Source organism: Parafrankia sp. EAN1pec, assembly GCF_000018005.1.
Classification (GTDB): Bacteria; Actinomycetota; Actinomycetes; order Frankiales; family Frankiaceae; genus Parafrankia; species Parafrankia soli.
This window is the reverse complement of record NC_009921.1, coordinates 4,525,027-4,540,061: the sequence shown is the minus strand read 5'-3', so window position 1 is coordinate 4,540,061 and position 15,035 is coordinate 4,525,027. Positions and strand designations below refer to the sequence as shown.

The 15,035-nt window shown below is 72.6% G+C and carries 13 protein-coding genes; 2 read left to right on the top strand and 11 right to left on the bottom strand.

The features are described 5' to 3' along the window. Position 1: 1 nt before the first annotated feature. The 7 genes from FRANEAN1_RS18515 to FRANEAN1_RS18490 are packed head-to-tail and all read right to left on the bottom strand — an operon-like array spanning position 2 to position 6,169. A complete protein-coding gene (locus FRANEAN1_RS18515; protein WP_020461350.1) occupies positions 2-691 on the bottom strand; it encodes a LysM peptidoglycan-binding domain-containing protein in 690 nt (229 codons plus the stop codon). Further along, complete coding sequence (locus FRANEAN1_RS18510; RefSeq protein WP_020461349.1) at positions 688-1,224, bottom strand: phage tail protein; 537 nt, start codon at positions 1,222-1,224, stop codon at positions 688-690. The genes FRANEAN1_RS18515 and FRANEAN1_RS18510 overlap by 4 nt, the downstream gene beginning before the upstream one ends. Then, on the bottom strand, positions 1,221-3,512 hold the full coding sequence (locus FRANEAN1_RS18505; RefSeq protein ID WP_041254345.1) for a hypothetical protein: 2,292 nt from the start codon (positions 3,510-3,512) through the stop codon (positions 1,221-1,223). The genes FRANEAN1_RS18510 and FRANEAN1_RS18505 overlap by 4 nt, the downstream gene beginning before the upstream one ends. Before the next feature lie 3 nt (positions 3,513-3,515). Continuing rightward, positions 3,516-3,674: a DUF6760 family protein gene (locus FRANEAN1_RS43660; RefSeq protein WP_085950165.1), complete on the bottom strand. Its 159-nt coding sequence runs from the start codon at positions 3,672-3,674 to the stop codon at positions 3,516-3,518. Next, entirely contained in the window at positions 3,671-4,117 is a 447-nt protein-coding gene (locus FRANEAN1_RS18500; protein ID WP_020461347.1) for a hypothetical protein, read from the bottom strand. Before FRANEAN1_RS18500 ends, FRANEAN1_RS43660 begins: the two co-directional genes overlap by 4 nt. Continuing rightward, the gene (locus FRANEAN1_RS18495) at positions 4,114-4,554 is read right to left on the bottom strand and encodes a phage tail protein (RefSeq protein WP_020461346.1); all 441 of its coding nucleotides are present in this window, start codon (positions 4,552-4,554) and stop codon (positions 4,114-4,116) included. The genes FRANEAN1_RS18500 and FRANEAN1_RS18495 overlap by 4 nt, the downstream gene beginning before the upstream one ends. 46 nt (positions 4,555-4,600) lie before the next feature. Next, positions 4,601-6,169 (bottom strand): phage tail sheath subtilisin-like domain-containing protein, encoded by a 1,569-nt coding sequence (locus tag FRANEAN1_RS18490; RefSeq protein ID WP_020461345.1) that lies wholly within the window; start codon positions 6,167-6,169, stop codon positions 4,601-4,603. 217 nt (positions 6,170-6,386) lie between these two features. On the opposite strand from FRANEAN1_RS18490, the gene FRANEAN1_RS42360 reads away from it, so the two are divergent. Further along, on the top strand, positions 6,387-8,837 hold the full coding sequence (locus FRANEAN1_RS42360; RefSeq protein WP_198145329.1) for a hypothetical protein: 2,451 nt from the start codon (positions 6,387-6,389) through the stop codon (positions 8,835-8,837). After that, entirely contained in the window at positions 8,834-9,295 is a 462-nt protein-coding gene (locus FRANEAN1_RS18480) for a hypothetical protein (RefSeq protein ID WP_020461343.1), read from the top strand. The genes FRANEAN1_RS42360 and FRANEAN1_RS18480 overlap by 4 nt, the downstream gene beginning before the upstream one ends. 47 nt (positions 9,296-9,342) lie before the next feature. Here FRANEAN1_RS18480 and FRANEAN1_RS18475 read toward each other — a convergent pair whose 3' ends face one another. The 4 genes from FRANEAN1_RS18475 to FRANEAN1_RS18460 all read right to left on the bottom strand — a co-directional run bounded on the left by FRANEAN1_RS18475 (position 9,343) and on the right by FRANEAN1_RS18460 (position 14,957). Then, positions 9,343-10,017, bottom strand: coding sequence for a DUF4157 domain-containing protein (locus FRANEAN1_RS18475; RefSeq protein WP_020461342.1), 675 nt, complete (start codon positions 10,015-10,017; stop codon positions 9,343-9,345). A 129-nt stretch (positions 10,018-10,146) separates the two neighbouring features. Next, entirely contained in the window at positions 10,147-11,517 is a 1,371-nt protein-coding gene (locus FRANEAN1_RS18470; RefSeq protein WP_157472695.1) for a hypothetical protein, read from the bottom strand. A 407-nt stretch (positions 11,518-11,924) separates the two neighbouring features. Then, positions 11,925-14,291: an ATP-binding protein gene (locus tag FRANEAN1_RS18465; protein ID WP_020461340.1), complete on the bottom strand. Its 2,367-nt coding sequence runs from the start codon at positions 14,289-14,291 to the stop codon at positions 11,925-11,927. 3 nt (positions 14,292-14,294) lie between these two features. Then, positions 14,295-14,957: a DUF4255 domain-containing protein gene (locus tag FRANEAN1_RS18460; RefSeq protein ID WP_347176663.1), complete on the bottom strand. Its 663-nt coding sequence runs from the start codon at positions 14,955-14,957 to the stop codon at positions 14,295-14,297. Between the last annotated feature and the right edge of the window lie 78 nt (positions 14,958-15,035).

Sequence of the window (15,035 nt, the reverse complement as noted above, 5' to 3'; positions counted from 1 at the left end):
GTCAGCCGCGCCCGAGGTCGGCCCGGTCCGGCAGCAGCAGCCGGGTGCCGACCGGCAGCCGCATCGGGTCGTCGATGCCGTTGAGCTCGGCGAGCGCCCGCCAGCAGCCGGGGTCGCCGTATGTGTTGTGCGCAATGGCGGCCAGCGTGTCGCCGGCGATGACCTGGTGGGCCTGCCGGGCGCTGATCCCACCGGAGGTCGGGTTCGTCCCCTTGGCCGGCTCGGGAGCCGCCTTCATCGCCAGCGAGACCTCGGCGCGGGTGGGCGCACCGGTGGGCGTGAACAGCGTGCAGGTGGCGTCGACGCTGGTGAGAAGGCCGACGAACTGCCCGGTCTGGCCGACCTTGAAGTCACCCCAGTTGAACATCAGCACCGGCGGGCTGGGCGACGTCCCGCGCCGGGAGCGCTCGGTGGGGTTCGTCCAGTTGAGCAGCTGCTGGATCTCGGTCATCACGGTCCTTCCGCCCTGGCCCCCCGAGTCGAGCAGCAGGCTGAACTGCAGGTCCACGGCGCGGGCGCCGAGGAAGGCCGGGCGGGACGCGTCCTTGGCCGCCTGAGTGGGGTGCTCCTTGTACTCCGCCTTCTTGCCGATCTTGATGGTCGACGGGTTGAAGTGGAAGACCACGGCCTTGCTGGGGTGCTGCTGCTCGCACAGCCGTGCCTTGGTGAAGCTCTCGTTCCCGGGGCTCATTTCGGAAACTCCGCGGTGAAGCCCTGATGGGCGAACTCCAGGGTCTCGGTCACGATCTTCGCGTCGCTGGTCGAGAAACGCGGCCCGGAGTACCGGACCGGGCAGACGCCGGCCATCGACCACTGGGCGACGCGCTTCAGATTGTCGTTGAACGCGGCGATGGAGGCGGTCGTCGGCTTACCGGCCGCCTCCCGGCGGAAGGCGGTGAACCAGGCGCTCAGATTCCCGCTGTTCTCATCGACCGGCCGGGTCAGCTTGACGTTCTGGTAGTGCACCCGGCCGAGGAGCTGGTGCTGGAAGCCGTTCTGGCCGCCCTCGTCATAGGTCTTGATCTCGTAGTTGGCCTCCAGCCCCTCGATCGCGGTGAAGGCGCCGAGCTCGAAGGCGCCGATGGTCACCTCGAAACGCAGGCCGTTCACCGGCTGGGGCTTGAGGCCTCCGCCGGCCGACGCCGCCGAGGCGGCACCGCCGGAGCGCACCGCCGACGCGCGGGATGGGGCCAACGCCCCGGACGGTGGTCGAAGCAAACTCACAGCGGGTCTCCCAACAAACCACGGCGCTCCCGGTCGGCGAGCAGTTCGGCCCGCAGCCGGCGGGCCAGATGCTCGTAGATCTTCTCGGCGAGCCCGGGGATCTCGGTGTCCGGAAGGCCCGCGACCGACGTCGATCCGCCCGCCGCCGGTGCGCCCGCGACTGTGGCCGAAGCCGTCGCCATCGGGGCTGGACCGGGTGCGGCGAGCGCCTCCTCCGCCATGGGCATGGCCTCGCGGGCGACGGCGCGTGACGACGTGACGAGGGCCGGGCCTCCGAACTCCGGTGCCCTTGCGCTGAACCGGACGGGGCCGCGGCTCTCGCCCGCTGCGACGACCCCGCCGGCGGCCGTCGCCGCACTCCCGACGGGTCGGGTCCAGGACGCGCCGAGGGAGGCACCGAGCGGCGCCGGCAGGCTGGTAGTCACGGCCGAGCGATGCACCGGCGCGCCCAGGCCCAGCCGCCGGACCGGCGCCACGGCCGTGACCACCGAGCGGGCCGGGTGGTCCGCGCCCGCGGCCGGCAGGTCGGCGGTGGAGCTGTCGACGAGGGCCGCCCCGGGAGCGGGCCGAGCGGGCAGCGGACCCGTCCGGACGGACGCATCGGCCGCCGGGCCGGCCGCCGGGAGGGACCGGTCGACGGACCTGTGCACCGCGGCCGCCGGTGTGTCCGTAGGGGAAGTGACCATCGGTGCCGAGACCTCGGGCGAGCGCCGGGCGACCGCGGCCGCGTCCGGCCGGGGGCTGGCCACAATCCGCGGCCCGGCCCCGACGGTCGGTGCGGCCACCCAGGACGGCGGGGCGGACACCGGCGGTTCGACGACCGAGAACGGTTCAAGGGCCACCGATGGCGCGGCGGGTGCGGGCGGTTCCGCGCCGCGCCCCGGCCCGCGGTCCGGCTGGCTCGCCGCCCGGGTGACGGGCGTCGCGGGCGGGACGGCGCGTACCGGTACGGATGGCGGGTCGGCCGCGTCGGCGAGCCCGTCGGCCAGCGGCCCGGCCGTCCGCGCATCGGCCGTTGGCGGCGGCACCGCGGGGAGCTCGGACGGAGTCGGCGCGAAGAGGGGCGGATCCGCAGCGGGGCCGGCCGGCGCCGACCGGTCCGCGGGGACGGGCACCGCCGGACCGGGGACAGGCACCTCCGGACCGGGAAGCCCGGCGGGCCGGCGCGCGACCGGCAGGCCGAGTCCGTAGCGGCGCGGCGAGGGCGGTTCGGCCACCGGCTCGGCCGCCCGGCGGGCAACGGACGGTGCTTCTATCACCCATCCACGGCGGGACGGGTGCGGCGTGGCCGGCTGGCTGGCGGCCGAGTCCGACGGGAGGTGCCACCGCGGGCCGCCGGCCAGGCCAGTCATCTCCCGGACGGACGTCGCCGGACTGGTCGTCGGCGGACTGGTCGCCGGCGAGCTCGCCGGCACGACCGGAGGCTGCGCGGCGGACGGTCCGGCCGTCGGGAGGTGCGGCTGCGGCGGGGCGCCGGCCGGCCGGGCACGGCGGTCGAGGCTGCGCACCATCGGCGCCGGCAGCGGCGAAGCGGACCGGGTGACCACCGGCGGCACCGTGGCGGCGGCTAGCGTCCTCGGCCGGGGCGGACCGGGCAGCGCGGCAGGCGGTTCGGTCACCAACCCGACCGGCCCGGACTCCACGGCGGGCATCGGGGAGACCGGTGGAACCGCGGAACCGACTGGCGTTGCCGAACCGGCCGGCGCCACGGAACCGGCCGCCTCGGTCGGCGCCACCGACCCTGCCTGCCATGTCGGACCCGCCGGCCGGCCGGAGCCCTCCGCGGAAGCGTCCGACCGCCGCCGGCTGCCCGCGGCGGGAGCGCGCGACATCAGGTCAGCCACCAGATCCGGGACCGGGTCGGGTGCGGTACCGGGCGTGCGGTCGGCGGCGGACCGATAGACCGCGCCGGTTCCCGGCACGGGCGTGGTGGTCAGCGGCCGGAAGCTGCCCCCGGCGGCGAACGGGGTCACGTCATGCGCGGGCGCCCGGAGCACGAGCGGCGCCGGCGACCGGGCGCCGAGGCCGCGGGCGAAACCGGTGGCATCGGACGTAACAGGGTGCGCGGCGGCGGACCGCCGGATCGGCGGCAGTGCCTGCCATGCCGGCCGGCTCTGCTCGGTGGTCGCAGGCGGGGCGATCTCGTCGGCCAGCGGCACCGGCCCGGTCGCCAGATGCGGGCCGCCGGCGGGGACGCCGGGACCTACCGGGGGCACACCGGAACCGGCCGGCGGCGATGTCGTCGCCTTACCGGCCCGGCGCCAGACCCGGCGCAGTGGTCCGAGCATCGTCTAGTCCCGTTCTCCGGCCTGGTCGGTCATCTTCTGCAGGACGGCGATGAAGCGCCGTCGATCCGGGTGCTCGAGGTCGAGGATCTCCGCCAGGGACCAGTGGAAGCCGGCGGCCACGTACGCGACCTCGTCGAGCAGGTCTTCGGCCGCGTACGTCAGGATTCCCCCGAGGCACCACCTGCCACGTCGACCGTGAAGGCGTGGTCGCAGGACGGGCAGGTCACCGCCGCATGGGTGTGTCCCTCCTGGTTGACCCGGCGGTAGAGATCCTGGAGGAAGGCGAGGTCGGGGGCGAACAGGCCCTCGACGACGGCCGGGGTGACGGCCGACAGCCCGCCCAGCCTGGTGATCACCCGGGAGAGCAGCAGGACCGTCAGGTACGCCTCGTTGTCCCGCACCCGCGGGTCCCGCAGCGGCAGGATCTCGTCCCGGGCGGTGGCCAGCCGCATCACGCCCTCGCGGTGCACCTGGCCGTCGTCGTCGAGGTAACCGCGGGGCAGCACGAACGCGAACTCGGTGACCAGGCCCGTCCGGCTCTCCCCGGTCACGGCGATGCCGGACGGGGACGCGGACCCGGCCGCCGGCAAGGAGCTCACATTCATGCCAGCTCAAGCCCCTCGTGGACGAGCGTGACCTCCTCGATGATGATCTCGCTCCCACCCGCCTGCAGGCTGCCGAGGCTCACCTTCGAGGGCCAGGCGTTGGTGAAGTTGAAGCGCGCCTTCTCGCCCCTGGCGTAGTCGTAGAGAACGATCGACCCGTGCTTCCGGGCTTCGTCGATCTTTCCCTCCTGGACCTGCTTGATCCACTTCCACCAGCTCGGATCATCCGTCTTCCCGCGCTTGAGCTGGATGTCGCCCCACTTGCGGGCGCCGGGCAGCTTCTTGATGACCGGAATGCCGCCCTTCTTGTTCTCCTTGTGCTCGATCACCTGGATCTCGGCGCTGAGCCCGGAGACCTCCTTGAACTGCGCGATCGTCACGCCGTCGATCTCGATCTGGTAGGCGTAGTTACCGAGCGCGTCCTCGCCGATGGGCACGGCGTTCTCCTGTCCGAGACTGGTCGGGTGGTGGACCGGCGGGCGGCTACTCGGCGCCGGCGGTGATCTGAGCGATCCGGAAGACCACGAACTCGGCCGGCTTGACCGGCGCGACCCCGATCTCGATGATCACCTGGCCGGCGTCGACGACACCGGGTGGGTTCGTCTCCTCGTCGCACTTGACGTAGAAGGCCTGGTCCGGGGTGATACCGAAGAGGGCGCCGTCCCGCCACATGCCCAGCAGGAACGCGGACACCGTGCGCCGCAGCCGCTGCCAGAGGTCGAGGTCGTTCGGCTCGAACACCGCCCACTGGGTGCCATTGAGGATCGACGCTTCCAGATAGTTGAACAGCCGCCGGACGTTGACGTAGCGCCAGGCCGGGTCCGACGAGAGGGTGCGTGCGCCCCAGACCCGGATCCCGCGGCCGGGGAAAGCGCGGATCACGTTGATCCCCTCGGGGTTCAACGCGTCGTGCTCGCTCCTCGTGATGTTGATTTCCAGATCGAGGGCGCCGCGGACCACCTCGTTGGCGGGTGCCTTGTGCACCCCGCGGCTGTCGTCGCTGCGGCCCCAGATCCCGGCGACCGGCCCGGACGGTGGGATGAACCGGCGCCCGCCCTCCACCGGGTCGAAAACCGACACCCACGGCCAGTAGAGGGTGGCGTACTTGGAGTCGTACCGGGCCTTCTCCTTCACCCAGTCCTTGATCTGCTGTGCGTTCAGCCCAGGCGGCGGGTCGAGGATCGCCATCCGGTCGCCCAGGTTCTCGCAGTGGTCGATCATCGCCTGCTGCACGGCCTGCACCGTGTCCAGGCCGATCTGTCCCTGCTGGTAGCAGAACATCAGGTCGGGAGCCAGGACCATGGTGACGTCGTCGCAGGCAGCGAGCCCCCACACCCCGGTACGGGCGGAGACGTCGCCGATGAAGTCCTCGGCGCTCGCCCGCGGCGCCGGCGCCGGCGCCGGCGCGCGCAGCGCGACCGTGCCGGGCGAGGGGGCACGGTCGAGCGCGGTCACCCCGTCCAACTCGATCACCCGGACCAGCTGCGACTGCTCGTTGATGACGGTGGCGACATTGCGCTTCCCGCGGCGGGCGGTGAGGTTCTCGAACGTCTCCACCTGCCGGCCGTCCTGCGTGACGATCACGGTGAAGGCGCGGCCGACGTCTGCCGCCGCGCCGTCACCGTCCCCCCCGTTCGCCGCCTCGCCGCCGGCCCGATCGATCGGCGCGATCTCGACCGCCAGGCCGCCGCGCGCCCCGGGGTCGATCGCCTCCACCTGGTAGACACCCACGCCGGGACGGGTGGCGCTGGTGAGCTCGGCCACCGGGCCCGCGGTCGCCCCGTCGCCGCCGGAGCCCACGCTGACCACGTAGCAGGCCCCGCCGCCGTTGTTGAAGTACTGGAAGACCGCCAGTGGCAGGTAGGCGCCGGGTACGAAGTCGCCGAAGACCTGCACGTACTGGCCCCAGTTGGCGATCCTTACCGCGTCGTTGCGAGGACCGCGCGCGGTGAAGCCGACGAACGCGGCGACCGCGGTGCCGACGCCCTCGATCGGGCGGGACCCCGCCTCGACCTCCTCGACGTAGACGCCGGGCGACCGGTAGTTCGGCATGACGTGCTCTCCTCGCCTCGGTAGGGATGTCATAGATCGTCCGTCCGGGCCCACGGCCCGGCCAACGTCCGACGGCGCACACTCGGGGGCATCTGGATTCGCCTGATCGGGCAGTAGCGGCACGCTGCTTGTGACCCCGGCAACTGTCACGATCGTTCGTGCATACGCACGTCCGGGCGGGAGTGGGTCGGGAGCGCGAGCAAGCAGGGAGCAGGTGTTGTCGGAGCCATCGGGTGCGAGACAATCGCGATCCGGGGAACAACGCACCCGGGCGGCGGACCCGCTGCGCACCAAGCCGGCGCGCTCGCCTCACCCCAGCGCGGACCGGCCCGGCAACCTGCTGGCCCTGCAGACGCTCGCCGGCAACGCGGCGGTCACCGACCTGATCGAAGCGGCCGGACCGCCCGGTGTGGCGCGCTGGACCGGACCGATCAGCTTTCAGTCCCAGGCCTCGTTACTGGACGAGGCGCGCAAGGGCAGCTACAACGCGGTCATTCAGCTGGACGAGGCGACCTTGGCCGGCGCGGACGACAACGATCGCCTCAAGTGGATTGATCAGGTCAACGACAGCACTCTGGTCGTCCTGCGCGCCTCCCGGGCGCTGGAACGGATCTGGCGAAGCTTCGGCAGCCGTTTTCTCGAGGTCGCCGGGGCGAACCCGGACAACCTGGCCCGCTGGCGGCGCAGCTGCGCGCGACACACCGGGCTGCCCGAGCAGGTGCCGCAGGCCGCGGACCTGCAGGGCGCCTGGTTGCGGGACATTCGCACGATCGGCGGCGGCTGTCTGGACACCAATGAGGAGTTCGCCAGGAACAAGCTCCAGCAGTTCGGCGCGTCCGAGTCGGGCGACACCATGGCGGCGCCAACCGACGAGCAGGCAAACGCGCTGAGCCAACTGCAGACGGCCGCCGAGGGGCTGGCCGCGCTGCGTTGGGGACAGGAGACCGCGCGGCAGATGTACGTCGGGTATGTCGACTACCTGCCGCCGGCCGGTTCGATGCAGGACGCCCACCACTACCGCCGGGTCCGGTTCGACCCGACCGCGGCGCCGCCGCTGACGAGGATCGAACGTGACCGGGAGCGGCCGGCCTACCTCTATCGCGAGCTCACCGAGACCGAGGAGCTGGTCTCGGACGATGCCGACCCGAATGCCCTCGCCCCCGTCCAGTCCTACGAGGATGCGCGCCGGAAATACGACGAGGCGGAAGCCGCCGCGAGCGTGACCCTGTCGATCTATCCGGAGCTGTTCGCGTTCTCCGGCAGCCAGTCCGATGCCGGGCTGGGCCAGTTCGCGGTCGCCCAAAGCAGCTCCGCGGCCCGGCAACAGTTGGTGACCGGGCTACGGACCATGCTGAGTCACATCCGCGCCACCAGACAGCAGCTGGGGCCCGGCGGTGGCCTCGACCCGCTGGACCTCACCCCCATCCACCGGCGACTGCTCCGCGGCGAGATCACGGCGTCTTCGGGCACCGACTGGACCCGGCCCTTCGCGCGCGAGGTGGCGGGAAACCTCGTCCAGGGCCACAACGTCGACATCGCCCTGCACCGGCTGGGGCTCCAGCTGATTGCCGAGGCCGCGTTCCTCTTCGCCCCGGCGACGGGTGGGCTGACCGCCGTCGCCGCGCTGACCCTCGCCACCGGTGCCTCCGCCGGGAACGTCGCTCTGGACGCCAGCCGGTACGCCGCCCTCGCCGACGCGGCGGCATCGGCGGCCCGCCCGGGTACAGCACTGGTCGACCGCCGGACCGTCGACGACGCCCGGATGGCCACCGAGTCGGAGGCGATCGCGCTCGCCCTCGCAGCCCTCGCCCTGGGCGCCGCCGCGGCCGCCGGTGCCCTGCGCGCCTGGCGTGCCCGGCAGACGCCGCCACCAGAACAGCCGCCCCCCGCCCAGCCGCCGAGCGGGGGGCGGCCGGCCCAACAGGGCAACGCACCCCAGCAGGGCGGACAACAAGGCGCGCCCCAGCCGGGGACGCCACAAGCGGGCGCGACTGAGCAGGGCGCGCCGCAGCAGGGGAACGCGCCCCAGCAGCCGCCGGACCCCGCTGCGGCCGTGGTGGCCCAGGCACAGGCGCAGACACAGGCCGCCCGCGCCGCCTTCGCAGCCGAGATCGGAATCGACGCGGGGACGCTGGCCGGCTTCACCGAGGAGGAGATCAACCGGCTGCGTCAGCTGCTTCCCAACAGGCACCCCAGCCGAATAGCGGGGCTGCGCAACTACCTCAGCGAGCAGGTGAGCCGGGGCCGACACACCAGGAACATCCTGCGCACCCTGGAGGAGATGGAGCCACGGGAGCGGGCGCGCTACCTCGACCGGCGAGCCGCCATCCGATGGAATCCCGACTGGCGTGGCCGTGACCCGGCGCCCCGGCTGGAAGTCGGCAACGCGGACGAGGGGTGGACGCACATCGATGCGCGGCATGTCACCGGCAACGCTGCCGGCGGAGCCGGTGACCTGTTCGCGCCGGGGACGACACGGCAACAGATCTTCGAGGCGGCGGTCGAGGTCATCGAGCGCGGAAACCGCGTCTCGGCCCGCGGCCAGCGGATCACGACGTTCGAACGGTCGTTGTACGTCAACGGGCGGCGGGACGCGATCCGGGTGACGGTGGACACCTCGGACGGTCGTATTATCACCGTCTTTCCCGTCCGCGGAGGTGGGCCGTGAGCCTGTCGTTCACCTTCTCGCCACTGGCGCCGACCACCGGACGCCTGACCGGATTCAGCCGGGGGCACATGACGGTCGAGGGCACGGTCGAGGGCGAGGAAGGCTCGGTCACCTCCGCCGGCCGCGTCCCGGACCAGTCGATGATGCTGCCCCTGGCCGTGGCCGATCTCCTCGCCGGGCTGCGGTCACTCATCGTCGGCCCCGGCCACGGCCACTATGAGTTCGTCGGTGCCGACAGCTCGTTCCGGCTGGTCTTCACCCGCACGGGGGATCAGATACGGATCACGGGCGACCACCGGGCGGTGGCGTCCGTGCCCCTCACCGAGTTCGTCGAGGTCTGTCGCCGGGACCTGGGCGAATTCGCGCGGCACCTGCTGGCTCGCGTTCCCGGCGACGATCCGGTCTACGGCGACCTGGCCGACGCGCACGCCGACCTCACGGAGGCCCTCACCACCTGACCCGGGCACCTGACCCGGGCGAAGCCGGGATCAGGGATGCCGAGGTGTCAGGTGCCCGTCGGGGCTTCCTCCTCCTCGTCCGGCATCGGCGTCGTCTGGCGGGCGACGTGCTCGCCGACCGCGGCGGCCTCCAGCTCGGCCGGGTCGTCCGGATGGCTGACCGTCCCGCCCGGGCCCCCGGCGCCGGTTGACTGCTGCACCACGTGCGTCAGCTCGTGCGCCAACAACCCCCTGCCGGCCGAGGACGACGGGTCGAACCGCCCCGGCGCGAAGAACACGTCCGTACCGGTGGTGAACGCCTCCGCCTGCACCGCCCGGTTCAACGTCGCCGCCGCACTGTCGGTGTGCACCCGCACCGCCGACAGGTCGACCCCCACATGCCCTTCCATCTCGGCCCGCACCGGCTCCGGCAACAGCGACCCGGCGCCTCGCCGTGCCTCGATCGCATCGCCGATCTCCGGATCCAGCGGGCCAGCGCCCTGGGACCGCAACGCACTGCGCAGCAGCGCCACCCGACCGGTCGCCGAACCGGCGGCCGCCGGTCCCGGTGGCCCGCCGAGCACCGCGCCCGCCCGGATGTCGCGTACCAACCGGCCGAAGGCCGCGTTGCCCACCATCGACGGCAGGACCTGCTCGGCGGGACGAGGCTCCGGCCGCCGCTCGACCTCGTTCCGCCGCCGCATCCCCGGGATCGGCCCGCCGTCCAGTGTTTCGTGTTCCATGGTCGCCCTTTCGAAGGGGTGCATGTCCGGACCCGCACACCTGCGCGCGATTATCCGGCCGCCCCAGGCCGGAACCAAGCCAACCGAAGCGGAACCTTCGACGCGCCGAGTCCCGATGTCCGGCGGCCGTCAGGGCGCCTTGCTCTTCTTCTCACGCAACGCCACGCACGTCGCCGGGTCCAGACCGGCGACGCGGCAGACGTCGTCGCCGTTCGGGTGTGGGGCGATGGGGTTACTCATGATCGAATCGGCGGAGTTGTAGCCCGCCGGCTTCTTCAGCTCTTCCCGGAACCAGTGGAGGCGATCGGCGATCTCCATCGACTCGTTGTCGGCGTGTGTCTCGATGTAGTCGTAACGGTCCAGCTTGAACGCAAGCAGGTGATGCAGCTCGTGCGCGAAGCCGGCCGGGTCGCCGCCGCTCCAGTTGGTGGCGTTCTCCCACACTTTCGGATTGACCTCGACGGTGAAGGGCGGGTTGCCGAACTTGTCCGGCGCGGCCGATTCCACGAAGACCAGATCAACCAGGTAGCCCTTGGTGGAGGCGGCCTTCTCGATTCCGTCCTCCATCCCCCTGATCTGCTTGACGTCCTTGGCGGTACCCGTCCCCGCCGGCTTCAGGAACACCCTGGCCTTGACCACGATGTCAGTGAGGGAGGTCCGGTCCACGTAGTAGACGCCGCCGTAATTGCCCGGTATCGCCACCCACTTTCGCCGAGGGCTGCCCGATGCCTTCTCTTCGAGTTGGGTCTGCTTGGCCTCGGCTGGCTTGGCCAGCCGTTTCTGCTCAGTTGATACCGCACTGGCGGTACTCGCCTGCGTCTCGGCACTGATCACGTCCGCGCTCTTCTCCTTCGTGTCGAAGAGCAGCTTGAGCTTCGTCATGTGGTAGACGAAGGTCGTAGGTTCCTTCCTCGATTCGGCGATGATCTCCTCGGCCAACGCCAACGGGTCCGGCTCCAGCGTCTTGAACGCCGCCGTGGCCCGTATGGCGGTGATGAGAGCCTCCGCGTCCTCGGTGGCCTTCAGCGAGTCGAACCACGTCGGGTCGAGATACTTGATGATGTCCTGCCGCTGGTCGGGCGGCAGCGGCCCGAGCGAGTCCCTGTATCGCAGGACGAACGCCTCGGCGTCGACGGACCCTTTCGCCAGGACGGCCTCGAAGGCCACGTGGAGACGGCCGACGTACACCCCGGCAGCCCATTTGAAGTTGGCGTTCAGGTTGTCGAACTGCCCCGAGCGACGCAGCGCGGTCAGCGTGCTGAGCATGTCGTACATGGGCAGGCCGTTGAGGACCCGGAACGCCTCCTGGTAGCCGCCGCCCGTCGCCTGCGGGTCGGGCTTGTTGACCGCCTCACGGACCAGCCCCGCCGCGGCGGCGTCGCGCTGGATCACGGCCGTGGCACGCCGTGCGCCAAGCACGCCGGCCACCGCCCGGTTGCCGGCCCGCTCACCAGCCTGCTGCTGCGCGGTGGGCTCGCGCGGCACAACGATCGATGCCACACGTTGGACGTCGGCGAGCGGATTCTCGGTTCGACAGTCGTCGCAGGAGCACGAGGGGCCGCACCGGCCAGCCGTACGCTGCACCGCGCGGGTGACAGCCCGGTTCCCTGCCGCGTGTTGCAGCACCAGGAATGGATGCCCCGGGCCGTTCGGGCGGGCCGGCGGGCGGAACCCCTGCACGGGCCCCGGCACGCCGATTTCCGGCTGTCGCGCGGCGGTCTTCACCGCGGCGATCCGGTTCGCCGAACGGCTGATCCCCACCTCGGGCACATGGGCGGCGACAGCGGGTTCACCAGTCGATGGTAAGCCGAGCCGCACGCGGAGGGTAGCTGCGAGAAGGGCGCCACCGGACGCCCGAAAGGGCACACGTGGCCGGACCGCTGAAACCGGCGCGGCCCCGTCGGCCCTCAGCGCGGCAGCAGGTCGAAGTAGGGGCCGAACTCGTCGGCCAGGCAGAGGCGCCCGAGCTTGCGATATTCGAGGCCGATCGCGGTCACCAACTCCCGTATGTCCACCACCTGGCCGTTGGCCGCGCCCAGGTAGGCGGCCGTGACGGCGGCGTTGCGGATGTCGCCGCCGGCGAGCTCGAACGCCTTCGCGCAGAACTCGAGGTCGACGTCGGCGGCCAGCGGGACCCCGCGCAGCATCCGCCGCCACAACGCCAGCCGTGCCTCGACGTCCGGACGGGCGAACTCGGCGACCACCGACAGCCGGCGGCGGAACGCGTCGTCAAGGTTCGCCGCCAGGTTCGTCGCCAGGATCGCCACCCCGTCGAAGCTCTCGATCCGCTGCAGCAGGTAGGCGACCTCCACGTTCGCGTACCGGTCCCGCGCGTCGCCGACCTCCGACCGCTTGCCGAACAGCGCGTCGGCCTCGTCGAAGAACAGCACCGCGTTCAGCCCCTCCGCGCCGGTGAAGATGCGCTCCAGGTTCTTCTCGGTCTCCCCGATGTACTTGTCGACGACCGTCGACAAGTCGATGACGTACAGGTCGACGCCGAGCGCGCCGGCGACCACCTCGGCGGCCATCGTCTTGCCGGTACCCGACTCGCCGACGAAAAGGGCGATGATCGCCTCGCCCCGGCCTCCGCCGCGCCGCAGGCCCCAGTCGTCCAGCACCTGGCCACGGTGGGCCGCCCGCCCGGCAAGATGTCGCAGGGTGGTGAGGGTCCGCGGCGGCAGCACCAGGTCGTCCCAGCCCACCGCCGGGGTGATGCGGCGGGCCAGCCGCTCCAGCCCGGTCGCGTTCTGCTGCCGCGCCGCCGACGCCAACCGGATCGGATCGGGCTCCGGTGCCGTACCACCCGAAGCCGGCCCCGGCGCCGTACCGGCCGGGAACGAGACAGGGTCCAGCCGTGGCCGCGCCGCCGGCATGGGCGCAGCGCCGTCGGCGACCATCGACGCGCGGGCGGTGGCGACCGCCCGCCGCACCTGCCTCGGGGTAAGCCGGAACGCCGCCAGCTCGGCCGGCATCTCCGCTCCGAGTTCCGCCGCCCAGACCGTCGCCAGCTCGGCCGCGCCGAGCGGCGCCACATCGACGACCAGTGGAGGGTCCCCCGATGTCCCCGGCTCCCAGGCCCGCCGGCCGTGCACCACGGTCTGCACCGGCGGCACCGGCCCGACGTCCGATGAAGCGGCGACGACGGCGGCGAGGGGATCCCCGTCGAGCGCCTCCACCGGACCGATGATGAGCACCGCGCCGGTAAGCCTCGCCTCCCGGATCCCCTCCCGCACGACCAGCGACACACCACCGCTTACGTCGAGGGCGGGGCCGGCATGGTCGGCATGGTCGGCGCCGGAGCCCGCTCCGTCTCCCGGCGCCGCTCCACCCGCGCCGGTCCGCCGCCGCGCGGCGGCGGCCAGGTCGAGCCCGACGAAGGGCCGGCCCGCCTGCCGACAGGCGGACGCCGCCACGGCCAGCCCATCGGCACCGGGTGCAGCACGCAGGTAGACCAGGCTCACCGCCGAGCCGGCGGGATCGGCACACTCGGCCGACCCGGACGACCCGGACGACCCGGACGACCCGGACGGCTGCCCGGACCGGAACGCACGGGCGAGCCGCGCTACCAGCGGGCCGCCGACGTCCGGCGCGTCGGCGAGCACCGCGCGGAGTGCCGCGCCCGGCCGGTCGTCGCCGAGCAGGTAGCCGGCCACCCGGTCGGGGACCCTCAGCGACCTGCTCAGGAACGGCCGCTCGGCGTCCTCCACGATCAGCAGGCCGGCGCCGACCAGGGGACCGTCCGGCGTGCACCGTGCCCGGGCATCCGCGTCCAGTGGGGAACGCCCGCACAGCTCGAGGGCCAGCCCCGGACTGGCACGCCGGCGGGTCACGTCGTCCTGCAGGTAGCCGTACAGCTTCTCGAACCGCGCGTCCAGGTCGGGCGCCAGCGCGACCAGCAGGATGTCGACGTCCAGCCCGGTGAGGCCGCACCGCCGGGCGAGGTCGCGCAGCCGCAGCGACTCCCCCCTGGACAGGGCCACGGCAGCGGCGCGATCCACGTCGACGGACAGCTCGGACGGACCCACCGAGCCCGGATCCGCCGGAGGCGGCGTCCCGGCCGGGACGGTGGGTGTGCCGAGGGACCAGGCGCCGCCCGATGCCGCCCGGCCGAGAAGCGCGTTTACCTGCTCCTCGCTCAGGTAGAGGCCGCGGAAGGCGTCGTCGGGCTCGCTGTCCACGGCGCGCCGGGCGGCGACGGCCGCCCGTACCCGCTCCTCTACGACGGCGAGCCGGCCGAGCAGATCGACGAGCGAGGCGTCCCGAGAGGCGGGCACGGCTCAGATCTCCTGGATGCGGCGGCGTGGGGCGTGCCGGTCCGGCGGCCCTCCTGACGATCCCCCGTCTTCCTCCGCCCGGCGGCGGTCGACGGCGGAGCTCCGCACGTGCAGCTGCGGATCCGCCGCCACCAGCGGTCCCACCGGCTCTACCCGGGCCGGGTCGAACGGCGCCACCACGACGAGGTCCAGCGACGGCTTGAGCTCGCCACCGAGCGCGTTCCACACGTCCGTGATGCTGCGGTCGCCCCCGGTCGGCAGGGCCAACTGCAACAGCACGGGGATGGGCTGGTTGGCCAGCGCACCGCGGAGGTGCTCCCGGGGGACCGCGTCATACCGCAGCAAGGCCGACAGCAAGGCCGACAGCAGTCGGTGCTCGTCCTCCGGCCGGGTGGTCCAGGCGGTGAGCAGGTAGGACAGCCGGAGCCGGCGCGCTGGTGGCCGGCGGGAGACTATCTTGCCGTCGGCGTCGTGGACCGCTTCCATCGCGATCTCGCGCCGGGCGACGTCCTCCCGGATGTCGTAGAGGAACGCGTCGATGCACGGCCCGCTGCGCCGGGCCGCCCACTCCCGGGTGGGCGCGTCGAAGAGCACCTCCATGTCGTCGCTCGCGACACCCTCGGCGCTCAACAGTGCGGACAGCGTCGCGTCCACGTCATGGATCATTGCTCTGAACGGTCGCATTCCGGGCGGGCCGCGACAAGAAAGCTATCGGCCGCGGCTGGCTGCCCGATCGGGCAGCCA

What these genes read in the sequence shown, in the direction of transcription:
- FRANEAN1_RS18490 (WP_020461345.1), bottom strand. Translation starts at nt 6,169, where the DNA reads ATGCCGAACTACCGGTCGCCCGGCGTCTACGTCGAGGAGGTCGAGGCG.
- FRANEAN1_RS18500 (WP_020461347.1), bottom strand. Translation starts at nt 4,117, where the DNA reads ATGAATGTGAGCTCCTTGCCGGCGGCCGGGTCCGCGTCCCCGTCCGGC.
- FRANEAN1_RS18460 (WP_347176663.1), bottom strand. Translation starts at nt 14,957, where the DNA reads ATGATCCATGACGTGGACGCGACGCTGTCCGCACTGTTGAGCGCCGAG.
- FRANEAN1_RS18505 (WP_041254345.1), bottom strand. Translation starts at nt 3,512, where the DNA reads ATGCTCGGACCACTGCGCCGGGTCTGGCGCCGGGCCGGTAAGGCGACG.
- FRANEAN1_RS18515 (WP_020461350.1), bottom strand. Translation starts at nt 691, where the DNA reads ATGAGCCCCGGGAACGAGAGCTTCACCAAGGCACGGCTGTGCGAGCAG.
- FRANEAN1_RS18475 (WP_020461342.1), bottom strand. Translation starts at nt 10,017, where the DNA reads ATGGAACACGAAACACTGGACGGCGGGCCGATCCCGGGGATGCGGCGG.